General features: G+C 72.6%; 14 protein-coding genes. 4 read left to right on the top strand and 10 right to left on the bottom strand.

Features of this window, described 5'->3' with window-relative positions; all coding sequences use genetic code 11:
* Positions 1–16 precede the first annotated feature (16 nt).
* The 4 genes from PS467_RS14305 to PS467_RS14290 form a co-directional block, all read right to left on the bottom strand.
* On the bottom strand, positions 17–934 hold the full coding sequence (locus tag PS467_RS14305; protein ID WP_432280582.1) for a carbohydrate ABC transporter permease: 918 nt from the start codon (positions 932–934) through the stop codon (positions 17–19).
* Positions 931–1,854: a carbohydrate ABC transporter permease gene (locus tag PS467_RS14300; protein WP_311035603.1), complete on the bottom strand. Its 924-nt coding sequence runs from the start codon at positions 1,852–1,854 to the stop codon at positions 931–933. The genes PS467_RS14305 and PS467_RS14300 overlap by 4 nt, the downstream gene beginning before the upstream one ends.
* Positions 1,854–3,161, bottom strand: coding sequence for an extracellular solute-binding protein (locus PS467_RS14295; protein WP_311035602.1), 1,308 nt, complete (start codon positions 3,159–3,161; stop codon positions 1,854–1,856). The genes PS467_RS14300 and PS467_RS14295 overlap by 1 nt, the downstream gene beginning before the upstream one ends.
* 327 nt (positions 3,162–3,488) lie before the next feature.
* Positions 3,489–4,532 (bottom strand): LacI family DNA-binding transcriptional regulator, encoded by a 1,044-nt coding sequence (locus PS467_RS14290; protein ID WP_268971877.1) that lies wholly within the window; start codon positions 4,530–4,532, stop codon positions 3,489–3,491.
* A 333-nt stretch (positions 4,533–4,865) separates the two neighbouring features.
* Here PS467_RS14290 and PS467_RS14285 point away from each other — a divergent pair, with 333 nt between their 5' ends.
* The 4 genes from PS467_RS14285 to PS467_RS14270 all read left to right on the top strand — a co-directional run bounded on the left by PS467_RS14285 (position 4,866) and on the right by PS467_RS14270 (position 8,423).
* Positions 4,866–5,240 (top strand): cellulose binding domain-containing protein, encoded by a 375-nt coding sequence (locus PS467_RS14285; protein WP_311039851.1) that lies wholly within the window; start codon positions 4,866–4,868, stop codon positions 5,238–5,240.
* A gap of 104 nt (positions 5,241–5,344) precedes the next feature.
* Complete coding sequence (locus PS467_RS14280; RefSeq protein WP_311035601.1) at positions 5,345–5,881, top strand: RNA polymerase sigma factor; 537 nt, start codon at positions 5,345–5,347, stop codon at positions 5,879–5,881.
* Position 5,882: 1 nt separating this feature from the next.
* Positions 5,883–7,064, top strand: coding sequence for a CU044_5270 family protein (locus PS467_RS14275; RefSeq protein WP_311035600.1), 1,182 nt, complete (start codon positions 5,883–5,885; stop codon positions 7,062–7,064).
* A 78-nt stretch (positions 7,065–7,142) separates the two neighbouring features.
* Positions 7,143–8,423, top strand: a complete 1,281-nt coding sequence (locus PS467_RS14270; protein WP_311035599.1) for a hypothetical protein — start codon at positions 7,143–7,145, stop codon at positions 8,421–8,423.
* Here the strand turns inward: PS467_RS14270 and nirD are convergent.
* The 6 genes from nirD to PS467_RS14240 form a co-directional block, all read right to left on the bottom strand.
* Positions 8,406–8,795, bottom strand: a complete 390-nt coding sequence (nirD, locus tag PS467_RS14265) for a nitrite reductase small subunit NirD (RefSeq protein ID WP_311035598.1) — start codon at positions 8,793–8,795, stop codon at positions 8,406–8,408. The two genes, PS467_RS14270 and nirD, sit on opposite strands and share 18 nt — an antisense overlap.
* Positions 8,792–11,416 (bottom strand): nitrite reductase large subunit NirB, encoded by a 2,625-nt coding sequence (nirB, locus tag PS467_RS14260; protein ID WP_311035597.1) that lies wholly within the window; start codon positions 11,414–11,416, stop codon positions 8,792–8,794. The genes nirD and nirB overlap by 4 nt, the downstream gene beginning before the upstream one ends.
* Before the next feature lie 2 nt (positions 11,417–11,418).
* The gene (locus PS467_RS14255) at positions 11,419–12,972 is read right to left on the bottom strand and encodes an NAD(P)/FAD-dependent oxidoreductase (protein WP_311035596.1); all 1,554 of its coding nucleotides are present in this window, start codon (positions 12,970–12,972) and stop codon (positions 11,419–11,421) included.
* Between the two features lie 81 nt (positions 12,973–13,053).
* Entirely contained in the window at positions 13,054–14,316 is a 1,263-nt protein-coding gene (locus tag PS467_RS14250) for a cytochrome P450 family protein (RefSeq protein WP_311035595.1), read from the bottom strand.
* Positions 14,313–15,569, bottom strand: a complete 1,257-nt coding sequence (locus PS467_RS14245; protein ID WP_311035594.1) for a cytochrome P450 — start codon at positions 15,567–15,569, stop codon at positions 14,313–14,315. The genes PS467_RS14250 and PS467_RS14245 overlap by 4 nt, the downstream gene beginning before the upstream one ends.
* On the bottom strand, positions 15,566–16,159 hold the full coding sequence (locus PS467_RS14240) for a GTP-binding protein (RefSeq protein ID WP_432280581.1): 594 nt from the start codon (positions 16,157–16,159) through the stop codon (positions 15,566–15,568). Before PS467_RS14240 ends, PS467_RS14245 begins: the two co-directional genes overlap by 4 nt.
* Positions 16,160–16,265 lie beyond the last annotated feature (106 nt).

Here is a 16,265-nt window from a genome sequence, read left to right as displayed (position 1 = left end):
CGGGGTGGGGGACGGTCTATTTGCCGCCCACGCCCATCAGGCCGTTGATCAGCTGACGGCGGGCGAAGAGATAGACCAGGAAGATCGGGACGATGGAGAGCACCACGGCGGTGAGCAGCGCCGGGGTGTCCACCCGGAACTCGCCCACGTAGTCGTACAGCCCCAGGGTCAGCAGCCGGTTGCTCTTGGACTGGGTGAGCAGCAGCGGGAAGAGGAAGCCGTTCCAGGCGTGCAGCGCCGACATCACACCGACCGTGGAGATCCCGGACCGCGACAGCGGCACGACGAGCTGGAGCAGCACCCGGGTGGGGCTCGCCCCGTCCAGCGCCATCGACTCGTACAGCTCCTCGTCGATGTCGCGCATCGTGCCGACCAGGACCAGCACGCTGACCGGGAGCGAGAAGGCGGCCGTCGGCAGGATCACCGCGAGCAGGGTGTCGTACAGATGCAGTTTGGTGATGACCAGGTAGACCGGGATCACCACCGCCTGGGAGGGGATCGCCAGCCCCAGCAGGAAGATCTGGAAGATCCGGCGGGAGACCCGGCCGCGGGCGCGGACGACGGTGTAGCCGACGGTCACCGACAGCGTGATCACGATCGTCGCGCACACGGCGGTGACCAGCGCGGTGTTGAGGAGGTAGGAAAGGAAGTCGGATTCCAGCACCCGCCGGTAGTTGGCGAGCGTCGGATGGTCGGGCAGGGCCAGCGGACCGTCGTCGATATAGCCGTCGCGGGTCTGGAAGGTGGCGGCCACCAGGACGTACAGCGGCAGTCCGACGATGCCGAGCCAGATCAGGGAGCCGAGCCCGGCCGGATAGTTCCAGCGGGGCAGACCCCGGCGGCGGAGACGGGGGCGAGAGGCCGCCGGGGTCTTGTTCGGCGTACGGACGCCGTTCGGGGGGCGGTCGTGCAGGTCGTGCAGGACGTCGGTCACATGCCCTCCCGGGTGCTGCGCATCGCGGCGAAGCCGGTGAGCCGTACCAGCAGCAGCGAGACGGTGGTGGCGACGACGACGAGGATGGTGGCGACCGCGCTGGCGTAGCCGAGGTCGAACGCCTGGAAACCGTTCTTGTACATCAGGTACGGCACGATCGTGGTGTCCGTGCCCGGACCGCCCTTGGTGAGGATCAGCACGGTGTCGAAGAAGGTCAGCGCGCCCACCACCATGATCACCGAGGAGGTGACGATGGTGTTGCGCAGCTGGGGGAGGGTGATCGCGAAGAACTGCCGTACGGTGCCGGCGCCGTCGATCGCCGCCGCGTCGTAGAGCGAGCGCGGGATGGCGCGGGCGCCGCCCTGGTAGATCAGCGTGTGCAGGGGGATGAACTGCCAGGCGGTGACGAAGAGGATCGCACCGAAGGCGCCCTTGGAGCTGCCGAGCAGATCGCCGTCCGCGAAGCTCAGGGCGGGCCCGATGTCGGCGATCAGGCCGAAGTTGGGGTCCAGCAGCGACTTCCAGACCAGCGCGAGCGCGACGGAGGAGCCCAGCAGCGGCAGGAAGAAGATCGCCGACAGCACGGCCCGGTTGCGCTGCCGCCCGGCCGCCCACACGCCCAGCAGCAGCGCGAGCGGGGTCTGGAACAGCCAGGTCAGCACGGTCAGCACCAGGCTGAGCCAGATGGCCTGATGGGTCTCCGGGTCGTCCCACAGCCGGGACCAGTTGCTCATCCCGGTCCAGCTCGGGGTCCCGATACCGTCCCAGTCGGTGAAGGCGAGGGCGCCGACCAGGACCATCGGCGCCACGGCGAAGAAGACGAAGAACAGCGCCCCGGGAAGGGCCCAGGCGACGCCGGGCCGGCCGACTCCGGGCCGGCCGGTGCTGCGGCGCGGTGCGCGTGTCGCGGCGTGCGCCATCACATGCCCTTCAGGGCGTCGACGAACCCGGCCGGGCTGAGCTGTCCGTTGAACAGCTTCTGGACGGCGGTGTGCAGCGGCGGGGTGTACTTGGCGGGCAGCGCCTGGTCCCAGGAGAGCGTGAAGTCGGGGGCCTGCTCGACCAGCTCGTACTGGAACCGCGCGTAGTCGGGGTTCTCGTGCTCGCCGAGCAGGGCGGCGGCGTCGGAGGTGGTGGGGACGTCGCCGTTGGCGATGAGGTCCTTGGAGTAGTCCTGCTCCGCCGCGAACTTCACGAACTCCAGCGCGGCCTTCTGCTTGTCGCCCTTGACCTTGGCGTTGACCGACCAGTAGTTGGTCGGGTTGCCGACAACGCTCTTGGGGTCGCCGCTGCCGCCGGGAACCGCCGGGAAGGTGGTCCAGCCCAGGCCCGACTTGGCGAACGCGGGCTGGTTGGACTTCTGGTTGGCGTACTCCCAGCTGCCCATCAGGTGCATGGCCGCCTTGCCCTTGGCGAAGAGCGTGGAGGCCCCGTCGGCGGTGTAGTTGACCGACTTGTAGTTCTTGCCGAACGCGCCCCGGCCGACCAGGTCCTTGACGGTCTGCGCGGCCTTGAGCACCGCCGGGTCGTCCCAGGCCGCCATGCCCTCGCTCACGATCTTCTGGAACACCCCGGCCCCGCCGTAGCGGTCCACCAGGTACTCCACCCACATCTGCTCGGTCCAGGCATCGGTGCCGGCCAGGGCGAACGGGGTGACGCCCGCGTCCTTGAAGGTGTCGATGAGCTTCAGCAGATCGTCCCAGGACTTCGGCGGCTCGGCCCCGGCGTCCGCGAAGACGTCCTTGTTGTAGAAGAGGATCACCGGCTGCATCCCGCGCATGGGGATGCCGTAGTGCTTACCGTCGATCGCGCCCGCGTCGAGGATCGTCGGGATGAACGCCTTCTTCAGCTCCGGGTCCTTGGCCATGACCGGGTCGAGGTCGAGCAGCATGTCCTTCTCGACGAAGTCGCTGATGCTGCCGCCGCCCCAGTTGAAGAAGACGTCCGGTGCGTTGGGGGTGCCCATGGAGGTGCGCATCTTGTCCGAGTAGCCCTCACCGGGCACCTGGGTGAGCGTCACCTTGATGTCGGAGGTCTTGTTGAACCGCTCGACGACCTCGCGCTGCACCTTGGTCGAGGCGTCCTGGTAGACCCACACGTCGAGGGAGCCGTCATCCGACCCGCCGGGCCCGCCGCTCCCGCAGCCGGCGAGCGCCGTACCGACCAGCAGCGCGGCCGCCGCCAGGGTGGACGCACGAAGGGTGGACCTTGACCGAGGTATGCGCATCGTGTGCCTTCCGGAAGTAGCCCGATAATTCTCGGAAGCGGTTGCGTGGAAGGTATGGGGGCGCTGACGCGGTGTCAAGGGTTGGCGCAACGGGTCCGGCCCCGCGTCGGGGGCGGGAGCCGTGCGGCGTGGGGGCGGAGCGGGCGGGTGGGCCGGTGGTGCTTTCCGGCGCGGTGGTGTGCCCCCAACTGGGGTCTCGGCCTCGGCGCCGAGACCGAGGCCCGGTCCAGGAGCGCGGTGGCCCCGGCCGCGCCGGGTGCGTGGTCGGGGTCCGGTTCGGTGCGCCGGGTGCGGCGGTCGCTGGACCGCCGCACCCGGCGCCGGGGGTCAGCCCTCCGTGGGTGGGGCCGTGCTGGCGCGGACGACCAACTGGGTGGCCAGTTCGACCCTCGGGGACTCGATCTCCTCGCCGCGCGCCTGCCGCAGCACCGTACGGGCCGCCAGTTTGCCCATGTCCGCCAGCGGCTGGCGGACCGTGGTCAGGGGCGGTGCCGACCAGCGGACCTCGGGGAGGTCGTCGAAGCCGACGATGCTCACGTCCTCCGGAACCCGCAGGCCCCGGCGGCGCAGCGCCTCGATCGCGCCCAGGGCCATCTGGTCGCTGGAGGCGAAGACGGCGGTGGGCGGGGAGTCGGCGTCCATCAGCTGATCGCAGCCGTGGAAACCGGACTCGTGGTAGAAGTCGCCCTGCGCCACCAGCGCCGGGTCGAACGGCACGCCCGCCGCCTCCAGCGCCGCGCGGTGGCCGTCCAGCCGGGCGCGGCTGCACAGCAGCCGCGGCGGACCGGCGATCAGGCCGATCCGGCGGTGGCCGAGGCTCAGCAGGTGTTCGGTGGCGGCCATGCCGCCCGCCCAGTTGGTCGCCCCCACGGTGGGCGCGTCCAGTGCCGGGGAGCCGGCCGGGTCGACGACCACGATCGGTACGTTCAGCCGCCGCAGCTCCTCGTGGACCACCGGCTCCAGTACGGATGTGACCAGGATCACCCCGTCCGAGGCGCGGGCCCGTAGATTCTTCAGCCACTGCCGGGTCGAGCCCGCGCGGCCGTGGATCGCCGAGACCACCGTGCCTACCCCGTCCTGGTGCGCGATCTCCTCCACGCCCCGGATGATCTCCACCGCCCAGGGGCTGTCCAGGTCGTTGAAGACCAGGTCCACCAGGGCGGCCCGGTCGCCGGGCGCGCTCTGGCGGCGGCGGTAGCCGTGGAGCCGCAGCAGGTCCTCGACCCGGGCCCGGGTCTCGGGCGAGACATCCGACCGTCCGTTGACCACCCGGGAGACCGTGGGCACCGACACCCCGGCCTCCTGGGCGATGGCCGTGATCGTCACCTTGGGCCGGGCGCCGCCCTCGGTGCCCCTGCTCTCCGTAGCCATTTTTCCGCCTCCTCCGTTGACGGGAGCCACCCCCGCCTCTACCTTTCCGGGGCGCACCCTCGGAACCTTGCAGAAGTCTTCCGGAAAACCGGATCACACGTGAAGAGACGAGAGAGGGACGTCCCCATGCAGTCCTGAGCTTACGCAGAGCCGCCCTCGGCCTCGCCGCCGCCAGTGCGCTCCTGCTGGGGCCGGCCACCCCGGGCAGCGCGGCCGCCGCTCCGGTGCTGCGCGACCTGGCCGAGGCCAAGGGCGCCTACTACGGCACCGCCGTCACCGCCGCCAAGCTGAGCGGCACCTACGCCGCCATCGCCGGTTCCCAGTTCCGACGGCATCGCCGAAGCCCTCGGCTGGACCGGCGACGGCGGCGGCGACCCGGGGCCCGCCACGGGCTGCGCGGTCACCTATGCCGTCACCAGCCAGTGGAACACCGGCTTCACGGCGAACGTCACGGTCAAGAACACCGGGACCGACGCCATCAGCGGCTGGCGGGTGGCCTGGTCCTACCCCTCCGGCCAGCAGGTGACCTCCGCCTGGAACGCCACCGTCACCCAGACCGGCTCCCAGGTCACGGCGGCTAACGCCGCGTACAACGGCACGATCGGCGCCGGCGCCTCGGTGTCGTTCGGCCTCAACGGCAGCTGGGTGGGCGCCAATACCGCGCCCGGCGCCTTCACCCTCAACGGGACCACCTGCACCACCGGCTGAACGCCCGCCTCGCACCGTCACGGATCGGATTTCCCTCTCCTCGGGTGTAAGAACGCGCGGCCCTCGACCACTGCATGGTGAGAGAGCCGAGATGAGGAGACGGCGTGAGAGACGCCCAACGCTTCCGGGACCTGTACCAGGAGTGCCAGCCCCGTGTGCTCGCCTATGCCGCCAGTCTGGTGGGCCGGCAGGTCGGTGAGGACATCACCAGCGAGACCTTCACGGTCGCCTGGCGGCGGCTGCGGGACATCCCGACGCCGCCGCTGCCATGGCTGCTCGGCGTGGCCCGCAACCTGGTCCGCGAGCTGCGGCGCAGCGACGGCAGACAGTACGCCCTGGCCGCCGAGGAGGCCCAGCGCGTCATCACCTCGGGCGCCCAGGTCCAGGACGTGGCCGCCGATGTGACCGAGCGCGCGGTGGCGCTCCAGGCGCTGACGCGGCTGTCCGCCGCCGACCGCGAGTTGCTGACACTGGTCGCCTGGCACGGGCTGGCCCCGAGACAGGCCGCCCGCGTCCTGGGCTGTTCCACCGCCACGTTCTCGGTGCGGCTGCACCGGGCCCGACGGCGGTTGGAGCGGGCCATGGACGCGGTCGAACTCTCTCAAGACCTGCGCCCGAAAGTGACAGTGAAGGAGCACTGACATGGCACGCAAACGGCCCGATGTCATGAAGACCCTGGCGGACGCGCGGCCCCCGGAACTCGACCCGGACCGCCTGGCCGGTTCCCAGCGCGCCCGGCGCGACCTGGCCGCCATCATGGCCGGCGCACCGGAGGGGCCGGAATCCCCCCGGCCCGCCCGCCCGTTCAGCCGGCGCTGGGTGCTGCCCGTCGCGGCGACGGCGGTCGCGGCCGGGGTCCTTGTCGCCACCCTGCCCCAGGGCGGCGGCTCGGCGGGCGACGGCTCCCGGACGGCCGCGGGGCCCTCGGCGGACGGCTCCCGGCACACCCCGGAGAACGGCCGCCTGGCGCTGCTCACCGTGGCCGACCGGGTGGACCGCGCCGCGGCGGAGGGCACGTACTGGCAGGTGACCACGCGGTCGGCCTGGATCGGCGTGGTCGCCGAGTCCGGGGAGACCTTCGCGGTGCGCACCTCCGACAAGCAGCAGCGGTCCTTCGGGGTACGGTCCGGCACGGACAGCCTCATGGTCATGGGGCTCGACGCGACCACCGAGCCGCGCACGGGGCAGGACGCGGCGCGCTGGCGGGCCGTCGGATCGCCGAAGGACCTGACCCTCGCCGACTCCGGGGCGGGCGGCAAGCTCGGGCTGCGGATCGACACCGGGGCCGAGAGCCGGCCGACGGTGGACCGGATCAACTCGGGTGACCGCATCGCCGCCCTGGGCCCGCGCAACGTGACCTATGAGGACCTGCGCAAACTCCCCGAGGACAGCGCCGAGCTGAAGGCGGTGCTGGCGGACCTCTACCAGGAGGACGGCCGGAGCGAGGTCCGCGACCGCACCGAGTGGATGTGGCGGCAGGCGGCCGAGCTGATCAACCTGCCGGTAAAGGCCGGGGTCCGGGCCGCGGCGTACCGCGTCATCGCGGAACTGCCGGGCATCCGGTCGCTGGGCGAGGTGGCCGACCCGACCGGCCGCAAGGGCGTCGGCTTCGCCCTGCCCGCGACCGACCGGCCCGGCTACGGGGCCGTACGGTCGGAGCTGATCGTGGACCCGGCGACCGGGGCCCTGCTGTCCGAGCAGGAGACGCTGACCAAGCCGGACGCCGAGGCCGCCGAGGCGGGGCTCACGGCGGGCACCGTGGTGAACTACACCGCCACCGTCAGCTCGCGGTGGACCGACCGGCAGCTGAAGACCCCCGAATGACCGGCCGGGACCACCTGTAAGAACCGTCGGCCGGCGGCCATTTCCTTCTGAGAACCCGCACCGAGCAGAAGGAGCACCATGGCCCAGAACGCAGGGCGACCCGCAGGGCGACCCGGAACGCGCCGGAAGCGGCTGCGCATGGCGGTCGCGGTGGGCGCGATCGCACTCGGCTCGCTCGGGGCGCAGGCGAACGCCGCGACCGGCACCGCGCCCGCCGCCTCCTCCGGCACCGCGCCCGCCGCCTCCTCCGGCACCGCGTCCGGTCCGGCGGCCCGCGCCGCCACCCCGTGGACGCTGCGGACACCGCTGAGCGAGACCGTCTCCCGGGAGTTCTGGGGCGTCGCCGCGACCGGCGCGAAGGACGCCTGGACGGTGGGCCGGACGACGGACGGCGACGCCGGCTCCACCCCCCTGATCAGGCACTGGGACGGCACCGCGTGGACGGATGTGGCCGCCGCGTCCACCGGCGGCAAGGCCGCGCGGCTGGAGCGGGTCGACGCCTCCGGGCCGGACGACGCCTGGGCGGCCGGCACCCTGGACGACAACGCCTCCGCGCCGATCGTGCTCCAGCACTGGGACGGCGAGAAGTGGACCGGGGTCGACCACGCCGCCGCCCCCGAGGGGTCGCTGAGCTTCGTCGGCGACATCGCCACGTTCGGTACCAAGGCGGCCTGGCTGACCGGCTTCGACTGGAACCCGCAGAGCAACGCCCAGGTCTCCTACCTGGAGCGGTGGACCGGCGCCGAGTGGCGGCGGGAGTCCCTGCCCGCCGCACCCGGCGGCGGCGAGGTGCGGCCCGCGGACATCACCGGCACCGGCCCGGACGACGTCTGGGTCACCGCCGACGCCGTCACCGGCGAGGTGTCCGTCCCGCTGCTGTACCACTGGGACGGCGGCGGCTGGACGGTCCGCGAGGTGCCCACCCCCGCCGAGACCTCGACCGGCTGGTCGGCCACCCACGCCGTGGCCGCCGGCCGGGGCACGGTCTATGTGCTGGGCCGGACCGAGGACCCGCGGGCGGCCGGGGCCACCATGGCCGTCCGCTGGGCCGGCGGCGGCTGGCGGTCACTGCCCGCGCTGCCCGTCGACGAGGCGAACGCCGCCGGCGCGGACGGCGCCGGCCGGCTGTGGATCGCCGGCTGGGCCCCGGGCGACCCGCACACCGTGCTGTCCCGCTGGACCGGTACGAAGTGGGCGACCGAGAAGCTGCCCGCCGAGGTCACCCAGCACAGTGAGATGTCCACCGTGCTCGGCATCGCCGGCGTCCCCGGGACGAAGGGCGTGTTCGCCGCGGGGCTGGCCGGCTGTGCGAGCGACCCCGTCCAGTGCGGGCTGCTGGTCTCACGCGACCTGCGCTGACGCGACCTGCGCTGACACCGCGTCCTTCGTACGGGCCGCGTACGCCTGGACGGTGACCGTCTCGTCGTCCAGGCACCGCCCCGTCTCCAGGTCGAAGCGCTGCTTCAGCAGCGGCGAGGCCACGAACGGCCGCCCGCCCGCCGACCCCAGCAGTCCCCGCGAGAGGACGTAGGCGCCGGTGAACGGGTCGCGGTTGCCGATCGCGTACGGCCGTCCCGCGCGGTCCAGGAAGACGGCCACCTGGGTGCCGTCCGGCAGCAGGGCGGCCACTCCGCGCCCGGGGATCAGGTCGGTCAGCTCACAGACCGCGAACCACCGCTGGTCGATGAGGAGTTCCACGCGGACCGCGGTCCGCTCGGGTGCGATGGTCATCGGCTGGCAGTCCCTTCGAGAGTACGGATGGGCAGGGTCGGACCGGACAGCACCGTCAGGTCCGGCTTGACCTGGTCACGCTCGGGCACGAACTTCACCGTCGGGTCCGGCGCTTCGGGCGCGTTGACGAAGGAGACGAAGCGCCGCAGCCGCTCCGGGTCGTTCAGGGTCTCGGCCCACTCGTCGCGGTAGCCGGCCACGTGGTCGGCCATCATCGCCTCCAGCTCGGCGCACAGCCCCAGCGAATCGTCGACCACCACCTCGCGGACGTGGTCCAGACCGCCCTCGATCCGCTCCAGCCAGGCCGAGGTGCGCTCCAGACGGTCCGCGGTGCGGATGTAGAACATCAGGAACCTGTCGATGAGCCGGATCAGCCGCTCGTCGTCCAGGTCCTGGGCGAGCAGATCGGCGTGGCGCGGATCGGCGCCGCCGTTGCCGCCCACGTACAGGTTCCAGCCATTGGAGGTGGCGATCACGCCGAAGTCCTTGCCGCGCGCCTCCGCGCATTCGCGGGCACACCCCGAGACGGCCGACTTCAGCTTGTGCGGTGCGCGCAGCCCCCGGTAGCGAAGCTCCAGGTCGATGGCCATCCGGACGGAGTCCTGCACCCCGTAGCGGCACCAGGTCTGCCCCACGCACGACTTCACGGTGCGCAGCGCCTTGCCGTAGGCGTGGCCCGATTCGAACCCCGCGTCCACCAGCCGTGCCCAGATCCGCGGCAGCTGGTCCACCCGGGCGCCGAAGAGGTCGATCCGCTGACCGCCGGTGATCTTCGTGTAGAGCCCGAAGTCCCGGGCCACCTCGCCGATCACGATCAGCTTCTCCGGGGTGATCTCCCCGCCGGGAATCCGGGGCACGATCGAATACGACCCGTTGCGCTGGAGATTGGCCAGGAAGTGGTCGTTGGTGTCCTGGAGCGCGGCCTGCTCGCCGTCCAGGACATAGCCGCTGGCGCCCACGGTCGGGGCCAGCGAGGCGATGATCGAGCCCACGGCGGGCTTGCACACCTCACAGCCGTCGCCCTGCCGCGCCTCGTCACGGCCGTGGCTGTCCAGCAGCCGCGCGAAGGTGGTGATGCGCAGGGTGCGGACGATCTCGTACAGCTCGGCGCGGGTGTATCCGAAGCAGCCGCACAGCCCCTTGTCGACGCTGACCCCGCTCGCCTCCAGCTCGTCGTTGACCAGCGAGGTGAGCGCCTTGACGCAGCTGCCGCAGCCGGTGCCCGCCTTGGTGCACTTCTTCACCTCCGGGACGGTGGTGCACTGGTGGTCGGTGACGGCCGAACGGATCGTGCCCTTGGTGACGTTGTGGCAGTTGCAGATGACCGCCTCGTCCGGAAGCGCGGACGGCCCGAGGGCGGCGGGCGCGCCCAGCCCCGCCGGGAGCACCAGCTGCTCGGGGGCGACCGGCGGCACCGAACCGGTGAGCGGCCGCAGCATGCCGTACGCCTCGGCGTCGCCGACCAGCACCCCGCCGAGCAAGGTGCCGTCGGCGCCGACCACCAGCTTCTTGTAGACGCCCGCGCGGGAGTCGGAGTAGACCACGTCCAGGCAGCCGTCGGCGGTGCCGTGGGCGTCGCCGAAGCTGGCCACGTCCACGCCGAGGAGCTTGAGCTTGGTGGAGGTGTCGGCGCCGGTGAACCCCTCGGTGGCGGTGGCCGCGATCTCGCCGGCCGCGATCTCACCGGCCGCGACCTCGGCCATCTCATAGCCGGGCGCCACCAGCCCGTACACCCGGCCGTCGGCGGCCAGCGCGCATTCGCCGATCGCGTACACCGCCGGATCGCTGGTGCGGCACCGCTCGTCCACCGCGATCCCGCCGCGCTCGCCGACCTCCAGACCGCAGTCGCGGGCCAGCTGGTCGCGCGGGCGCACCCCCGCCGAGAAGATCACGAGGTCGGTGTCGATGGACGAGCCGTCGGACAGCGCCATGGCGGTGACCGCGCCGTCGTCGCCCGTCGTGATCTCCTTACCGCCGACGCCGGTGTGCACGATCAGGCCCATGTCCTCGACCGTGCGGCGCAGCGCGGCGCCACCGCCCTCGTCCACCTGGATGGCCATCAGCCGCGGGTTGAACTCCACGATGTGCGTGGTCAGCCCGAGCCCCTTCAGCGCCCCCGCCGCCTCCAGGCCCAGCAGCCCGCCGCCGACGACCACGCCGGACCCGCAGTTCTTGGCGTACTCCTCGATCGCCAGCAGGTCCTCGATGGTGCGGTAGACGAAGCAGCCGTCGCTGTCCTTGCCCGGCACGGGCGGCACGAACGGATACGAACCGGTGGCCAGCACCAGCGTGTCGTAGCCGACGGTCAGCCCGGAGCGGGCGGTCACGGTGCGGGCGGCGCGGTCGATGGACTCGGCCGGGTCGCCCAGGTGCAGCTCGATACCGTGCCGCGCCATGAAGCCGTCCTCGACGAGGGAGAGATCCTCGGCGGTGCGGCCGGAGAAGTACGAGGTCAGCTGGACGCGGTCATAGGCCGGCCGGGGCTCCTCGCAGAACACCACGACACGGGCGGTCTCGGTGACGTTCCGGTCGACGAGCGCCTCGAGGAACCGCTGGCCGACCATGCCGTGGCCGACCAGCACGATGGTGGGGGCGGCCGGTTCGGACTGGGGTGCGCTCATCGTCAGGAGCCTCCATCGTTGGTCAGCAGGTGGAGCAAGGGGGTGGAGGGGAGCGGCTCGTCGCCCTCCCAGGTACGGGCGAGCGCGCCGACGGTGCCGAGATCGCCGAGAAGAACGCCGCCGACGAGGCGGTCCCCGCGGACCACGACCTTGCGGTACGCGTTGCGGGTGGCGTCCGTGAGGTGGACGACGTCGTCGCCGGGGGCGGGGGTGGGGTCGCCGAAGGCGGCGAGGTCGAGGGGGCCGGGCGCGGGCCGGCCGTCGGCCACCGGGGCGGCCGTCCCGGTGACCGCGGGGGCGGGGCCGGGCGTCGCGGTGAGCGTGAGGCGGGTGAGCGCGCGGGTGCCCGTATAGCGGGTCGCGGTCCCGTCGCCGGGTGCGACCCGGTGGCCGGGGCGTGCCCGGCCACCGCGGGGAGGTGCCCCCGCCGGGGAACGGTGGCCCACGACCCGGTCCGCGGCAGCGGGCTCCGGGGCGGAGTCCCGGCGGGGGAGCCCGCTGGTTCCGGGACGGGACGGGGCGGGGGAGAGCAACCGCGCCAGCACATCCGCCTGCTCCTGCGCCGCGCCCGCCAGGCCGTAGACCACACCCTCGTGCTCCGCGCAATCGCCGATCGCGAAGATCCGCGGGTCACTCGTCCGCAGCTCGTCGTCGACGACGACGCCGCGCGCCACCTCCAGCCCGGCGGCCCGCGCCAGCCCGACCCGTGGCCGGACCCCGCACGCGAGCACCACCAGATCGGCCTCCAGGGCGTATCCATCGGCCAGCTCGACGGCGCTCACCGCACGCCCGCGTCCGCGTCCGCGCTCGGATGCGCGTCCGTCGCCGGCCGGCTGCGTGGGGCGGGTGCGCAGGCCCCGGACCCGGCATGCGGTGTGGACCTCCACACCCAGCGCCGTCATATGCCGCCGCAGCAGCCGCGCCGCGCCCGGGTCCAGCTGGCGCTCCATCAGGTGCTCGCCCTGCTGCGCCAGGACCACCTGGGCACCGCGCTGGGCCAGCGCACGGGCGGCGGAGACGCCGAGGAGTCCGCCGCCGATGACGACGGCCCGCACCCCGGGCCGCACCGCCGCGCCGAGGGCCAGGCAGTCGTCCATGGTGCGGAAGGCGCGGACGCCGTCCGGCAGGTCGTGGCCGTCCGGCCCGAACAGGCCGCGCAGCGGCGGCAGCACCGGGTTGGAGCCGGTGGCCAGTACCAGCGCGTCGTACGGCACGCGGCGGCCGTCGTCGCACAGCACCTGTGCCGTGGCGCGGTCGACGCGGACCACCCGCACCCCGCCGAGCCGCCGCACCCCGGCCGCCGGCGCGGGGAGGGCGATGACCTCCGGGGCGTACCGCCCGGCGAGGACCTCGGCGAGCAGCACCCGGTTGTACGCGGGATGCGGCTCCTCGCCGATGACCGTGACGGCGGCCGGGCCCGCGCCATCGGCCGGGCCACCGCTCGCACCCGCGCCCGCGGCCAGCTGCTGCGCCAGCCGCGTGCCCGCCATGCCACCGCCGACGATCACCACACGGCGGTGCGGGCTCCCCGGCTGCGGCTGCCTGTTCGACTCCATGCCAGGAAGCGTGCGGGGCGCCTGTTACCCGACCGCATCACCACCGTTTCCCGCACGCAACGCTGCCCTCAGCGCACCGCCTCAGCCGCTGTGAGCCGCCCCCGGCCGGACCGGAAGCCGCTGCGGGCTGTTGCCGACGAAGCTCGGGTGCGGGACCAGCTCCTCGTCGGGAACCGCCAGATCGAGGGCGGGGAAGCGGGTGAAGAGCCCCTCGAGGGCGATCACGGCCTCCATCCGGGCCAGCGGGGCGCCCAGGCAGAAGTGCGCCCCGTGGCCGAAGGACAGATGGCGCGCCCCGCGGGTGACGTCGAAACGGGCGGCGTCCGGTCCGTACGCCCGCTCGTCGCGCCCGGCGGCGGTGTACGAGACGAGCACGGGCGCGCCCTTCGGGATGACCGTGTCCCCGACCGGCAGGTCCGAGGTGGGGTAGCGGAACGGGAAGAAGCTCACCGGGCTGTCGTACCGCAGCGTCTCCTCGACCACATCGCCCCAGCTCGCGGCCCCGGAGCGGACCAGGTCGAGCTGGTCGCGGTGGTTGCACAGCGCCCGCACCGCGTTGGTGATCAGGTTGAGCGTGGTCTCGTGCCCGGCGATGATCGTCAGCATCAGGGTGCCGATCAGCTCCTCCTCGCTGAGCTGGTCCCCGTTCTCCTCGCGGGCGGCGATGAGCGCGCTGGTCAGGTCGTCCCCCGGGGCCGTCAGCCGGGCCGCGGCCACCTGGCCGAGGATCGCCACCATCTCGCGGTTGGCGTCCGGGACCCGCTCGGGGGCGGTCTGGGTGGAGACGATCTCGTTGGACAGCGCGTGCAGCCGGTCCTGGTACGCGTCGTCGACGCCCAGCAGTTGGCAGATCACGCTCATCGGCAGCGGCAGCGCGAAGTGGCGGCGCAGGTCGGCCACCCCGTCCGGAGCCGCGGCGGCGGCCTCGGCCAGCCGGTCCAGCAGCGTGCCGGTCAGCTCGTGGACCACCGGGCGCAGCGCCTCCACCCGGCGCGGGGTGAACGCCCGGGTCACCAGGGACCGCAGCCGCTTGTGGTCCTCACCGTCGGCGGTGATCATGCCCCGGATGGTGGCGAAGGTCCGCATCGGCCAGCCGGGCGGAAGCTCGTCGTTCCGCAACGCCGCGAAGTGGCGGGCGTTCTTGGCCACATCGGGGTGGGTGACGAACTCCTTCAGCTCCTCGTGCCGGGTGATGGCGTACCCCGGTACATCACCGGGCAGCAGGACCGGGACCGCGGCTCCGCGGGCACGCAACGCGTCGTTGACCGCGTGCTGGTGGGCCCCGGTGGGGTCCAGGCGGTGCGGCGGCACGGCGTGCGTCACGGGGCATCGACCGTCGGTCATCTGCTGCCTCCTGCGGGGGAGTCGGGGGCCGGGGCGTCGGCGGCCAGCTGCGGTGCGGAGAACCGGACGGGCAGCTTGGCCAGACCCTTGGACCAGGGCGAGGTGATCCACGGAAGCTGCTCCCGCGCCACCGCGATCTCCATATCGGGCAGCCGGTGGCGCAGGGTGTCCACGGCGGTACGGGTGATCAGCCGGGCCGGGTCCCGGGCCGGGCAGGTGTGCGGGCCCGCGCCGAAGGCGAGGTGCGAGCGGTTGCCGACCACCGGCCGGCCGTCCTCCGGCAGCACCTCCGGGTCGGCGTTGGCGCCCGCGAGGCCCATGATGAGCATGTCCCCGGTGCGGATGTCCTGGCCGCCGAAGCGCAGATTCCGGGTGGCGTAGCGGCCGGGGAAGTTCTGGGTGGGCGGCTGCCGCCACAGCACCAGGTCCAGGGCGTCGTCGACGGTGAGATGGCCGTGGGTCAGCGAGGAGCGGAACGCGGGGTCGGTGAGCAGGATCTGGGTCGTGGAGGCGATCCAGTTCACGGTGGTGTTGTTCCCCGCGACGATGATCACCACGAGGTTGTGCAGCACCTCCTCGTCGCTGAGCCCGGCGGGGTGCTCCAGCAGCCAGGACGTCAGATCCGGGCCCGGCCGCCGCTTCTTCCGGGCGATCAGCTCCAGCAGGATCTGGCCCATCCGCTTGTTGGCGCCGGTGGCGGCCAGCGTCGGGGCGACGATCGTGGTGAGCGTCTCGACCAGCCGCGCCCCGTTCTCCGCGTCCAGCCCCAGCAGTTCGGTGACGACCTGCAACGGCAGCACGCGGGCGTAACTCTGCACCAGATCCGCGGTGTGCTGGTCGGCGAATCCGGCGACCAGCCGTTCCGCGGTGGCCCGCACCCTGCGGATCAGCTCATGGCCGTTCACCCGCCCCAGCGCGTCGGCCACCGCCGAGCGCATCCGGCGGTGCGCCGCGCCGTCGGCGAACAGCAGCGCCGGACGCCAGCCCACCAGCGGCATCAGCGGTGAGTCGGCCGCCACCCGGCCCTCGCGCAGTGGGGTCCAGCGGCGCGGATCGTGGGAGAAGTACTGCTCGTCGCGGGTGAGATGGAGCAGTTCGCGGTGGCCGATGACCAGCCACGCCTCGACCTTGGGCGCGATCTCCACCGGCACCACCGGACCGTGGTCGCGCCGCATCCGCTCGTACAGCTCGGTCAGCGGACCGTCGAGCGTGGTCCCGTACAGCGGCACGCGGGCGGCGGCCGGGGCGGTCACGTAGCCTCCGTGAGCGTTTCGATCAGATGCGAGACGAGCGAGATCAGCGCCTTGACCGAGGACTTGTGCTCCCGGGCGTCACAGATGACCAGCGGCGTGTGGGGGAGCAGATCGAGCGCGGAGCGCAGGTCGTCCTCGCTGTGCAGCGTGCTGTCCGGGAAGGCGTTGACCGCGACGGAGAACGGCACATCCAGGTCCTCCAGATGCCCGATGGCGTCGAAGGACGCCTCCAGATCTCGGGTGTCGACCAGCGCCAGCGCGCCCAGCGCCCCGCGCGCCAGGTCCTTCCAGGCGGGGAGGAACCGCTGCTGGCCGGGGGTGCCGAAGAGGTACAGCACCAGCTCGCCGCCCAGGGTGATCCGCCCGAAGTCCAGCGCGACGGTGGTCGTGGTCTTCGACGGCCGCACCTTGGTGTCGAGCCGGGCCCCGGCCTGGCTCATCGTCGCCTCGGTGGACAGCGGCTTGATCTCCGACACCGTGCCGATCAGCGTGGTCTTGCCGACGCCCATCGGCCCGACGACCAGGATCTTGGCCGCGCCGGCCACGCTGGATTGCACATACATGACGGGTGTGTCGTCCATGTCATCCATGTCGTCCGTATCGCCCGTCTCGTCCGTCTCGCCTGTCTCGGTTGTCTCGGTTATGTGGTCTGTAGGGATCATGCGGTCTGCGTCTGTTGTGCCGTCCGTACCGGCC

The organism is Streptomyces luomodiensis, from assembly GCF_031679605.1.
GTDB classification, from domain to species: Bacteria; Actinomycetota; Actinomycetes; order Streptomycetales; family Streptomycetaceae; genus Streptomyces; species Streptomyces luomodiensis.
Note: the sequence above shows the minus strand (reverse complement) of the source record. Positions and strands in the feature narration are given on the sequence as shown.

Bases quoted from the DNA above. Each gene is read 5' to 3' on its own strand.
- PS467_RS14300 (WP_311035603.1), bottom strand. From the start codon at position 1,854: ATGGCGCACGCCGCGACACGCGCACCGCGCCGCAGCACCGGCCGGCCC.
- PS467_RS14295 (WP_311035602.1), bottom strand. From the start codon at position 3,161: ATGCGCATACCTCGGTCAAGGTCCACCCTTCGTGCGTCCACCCTGGCG.
- PS467_RS14290 (WP_268971877.1), bottom strand. From the start codon at position 4,532: ATGGCTACGGAGAGCAGGGGCACCGAGGGCGGCGCCCGGCCCAAGGTG.
- PS467_RS14275 (WP_311035600.1), top strand. From the start codon at position 5,883: ATGGCACGCAAACGGCCCGATGTCATGAAGACCCTGGCGGACGCGCGG.
- PS467_RS14270 (WP_311035599.1), top strand. From the start codon at position 7,143: ATGGCCCAGAACGCAGGGCGACCCGCAGGGCGACCCGGAACGCGCCGG.
- nirD (WP_311035598.1), bottom strand. From the start codon at position 8,795: ATGACCATCGCACCCGAGCGGACCGCGGTCCGCGTGGAACTCCTCATC.
- nirB (WP_311035597.1), bottom strand. From the start codon at position 11,416: ATGAGCGCACCCCAGTCCGAACCGGCCGCCCCCACCATCGTGCTGGTC.
- PS467_RS14255 (WP_311035596.1), bottom strand. From the start codon at position 12,972: ATGGAGTCGAACAGGCAGCCGCAGCCGGGGAGCCCGCACCGCCGTGTG.
- PS467_RS14250 (WP_311035595.1), bottom strand. From the start codon at position 14,316: ATGACCGACGGTCGATGCCCCGTGACGCACGCCGTGCCGCCGCACCGC.
- PS467_RS14240 (WP_432280581.1), bottom strand. From the start codon at position 16,159: ATGGATGACATGGACGACACACCCGTCATGTATGTGCAATCCAGCGTG.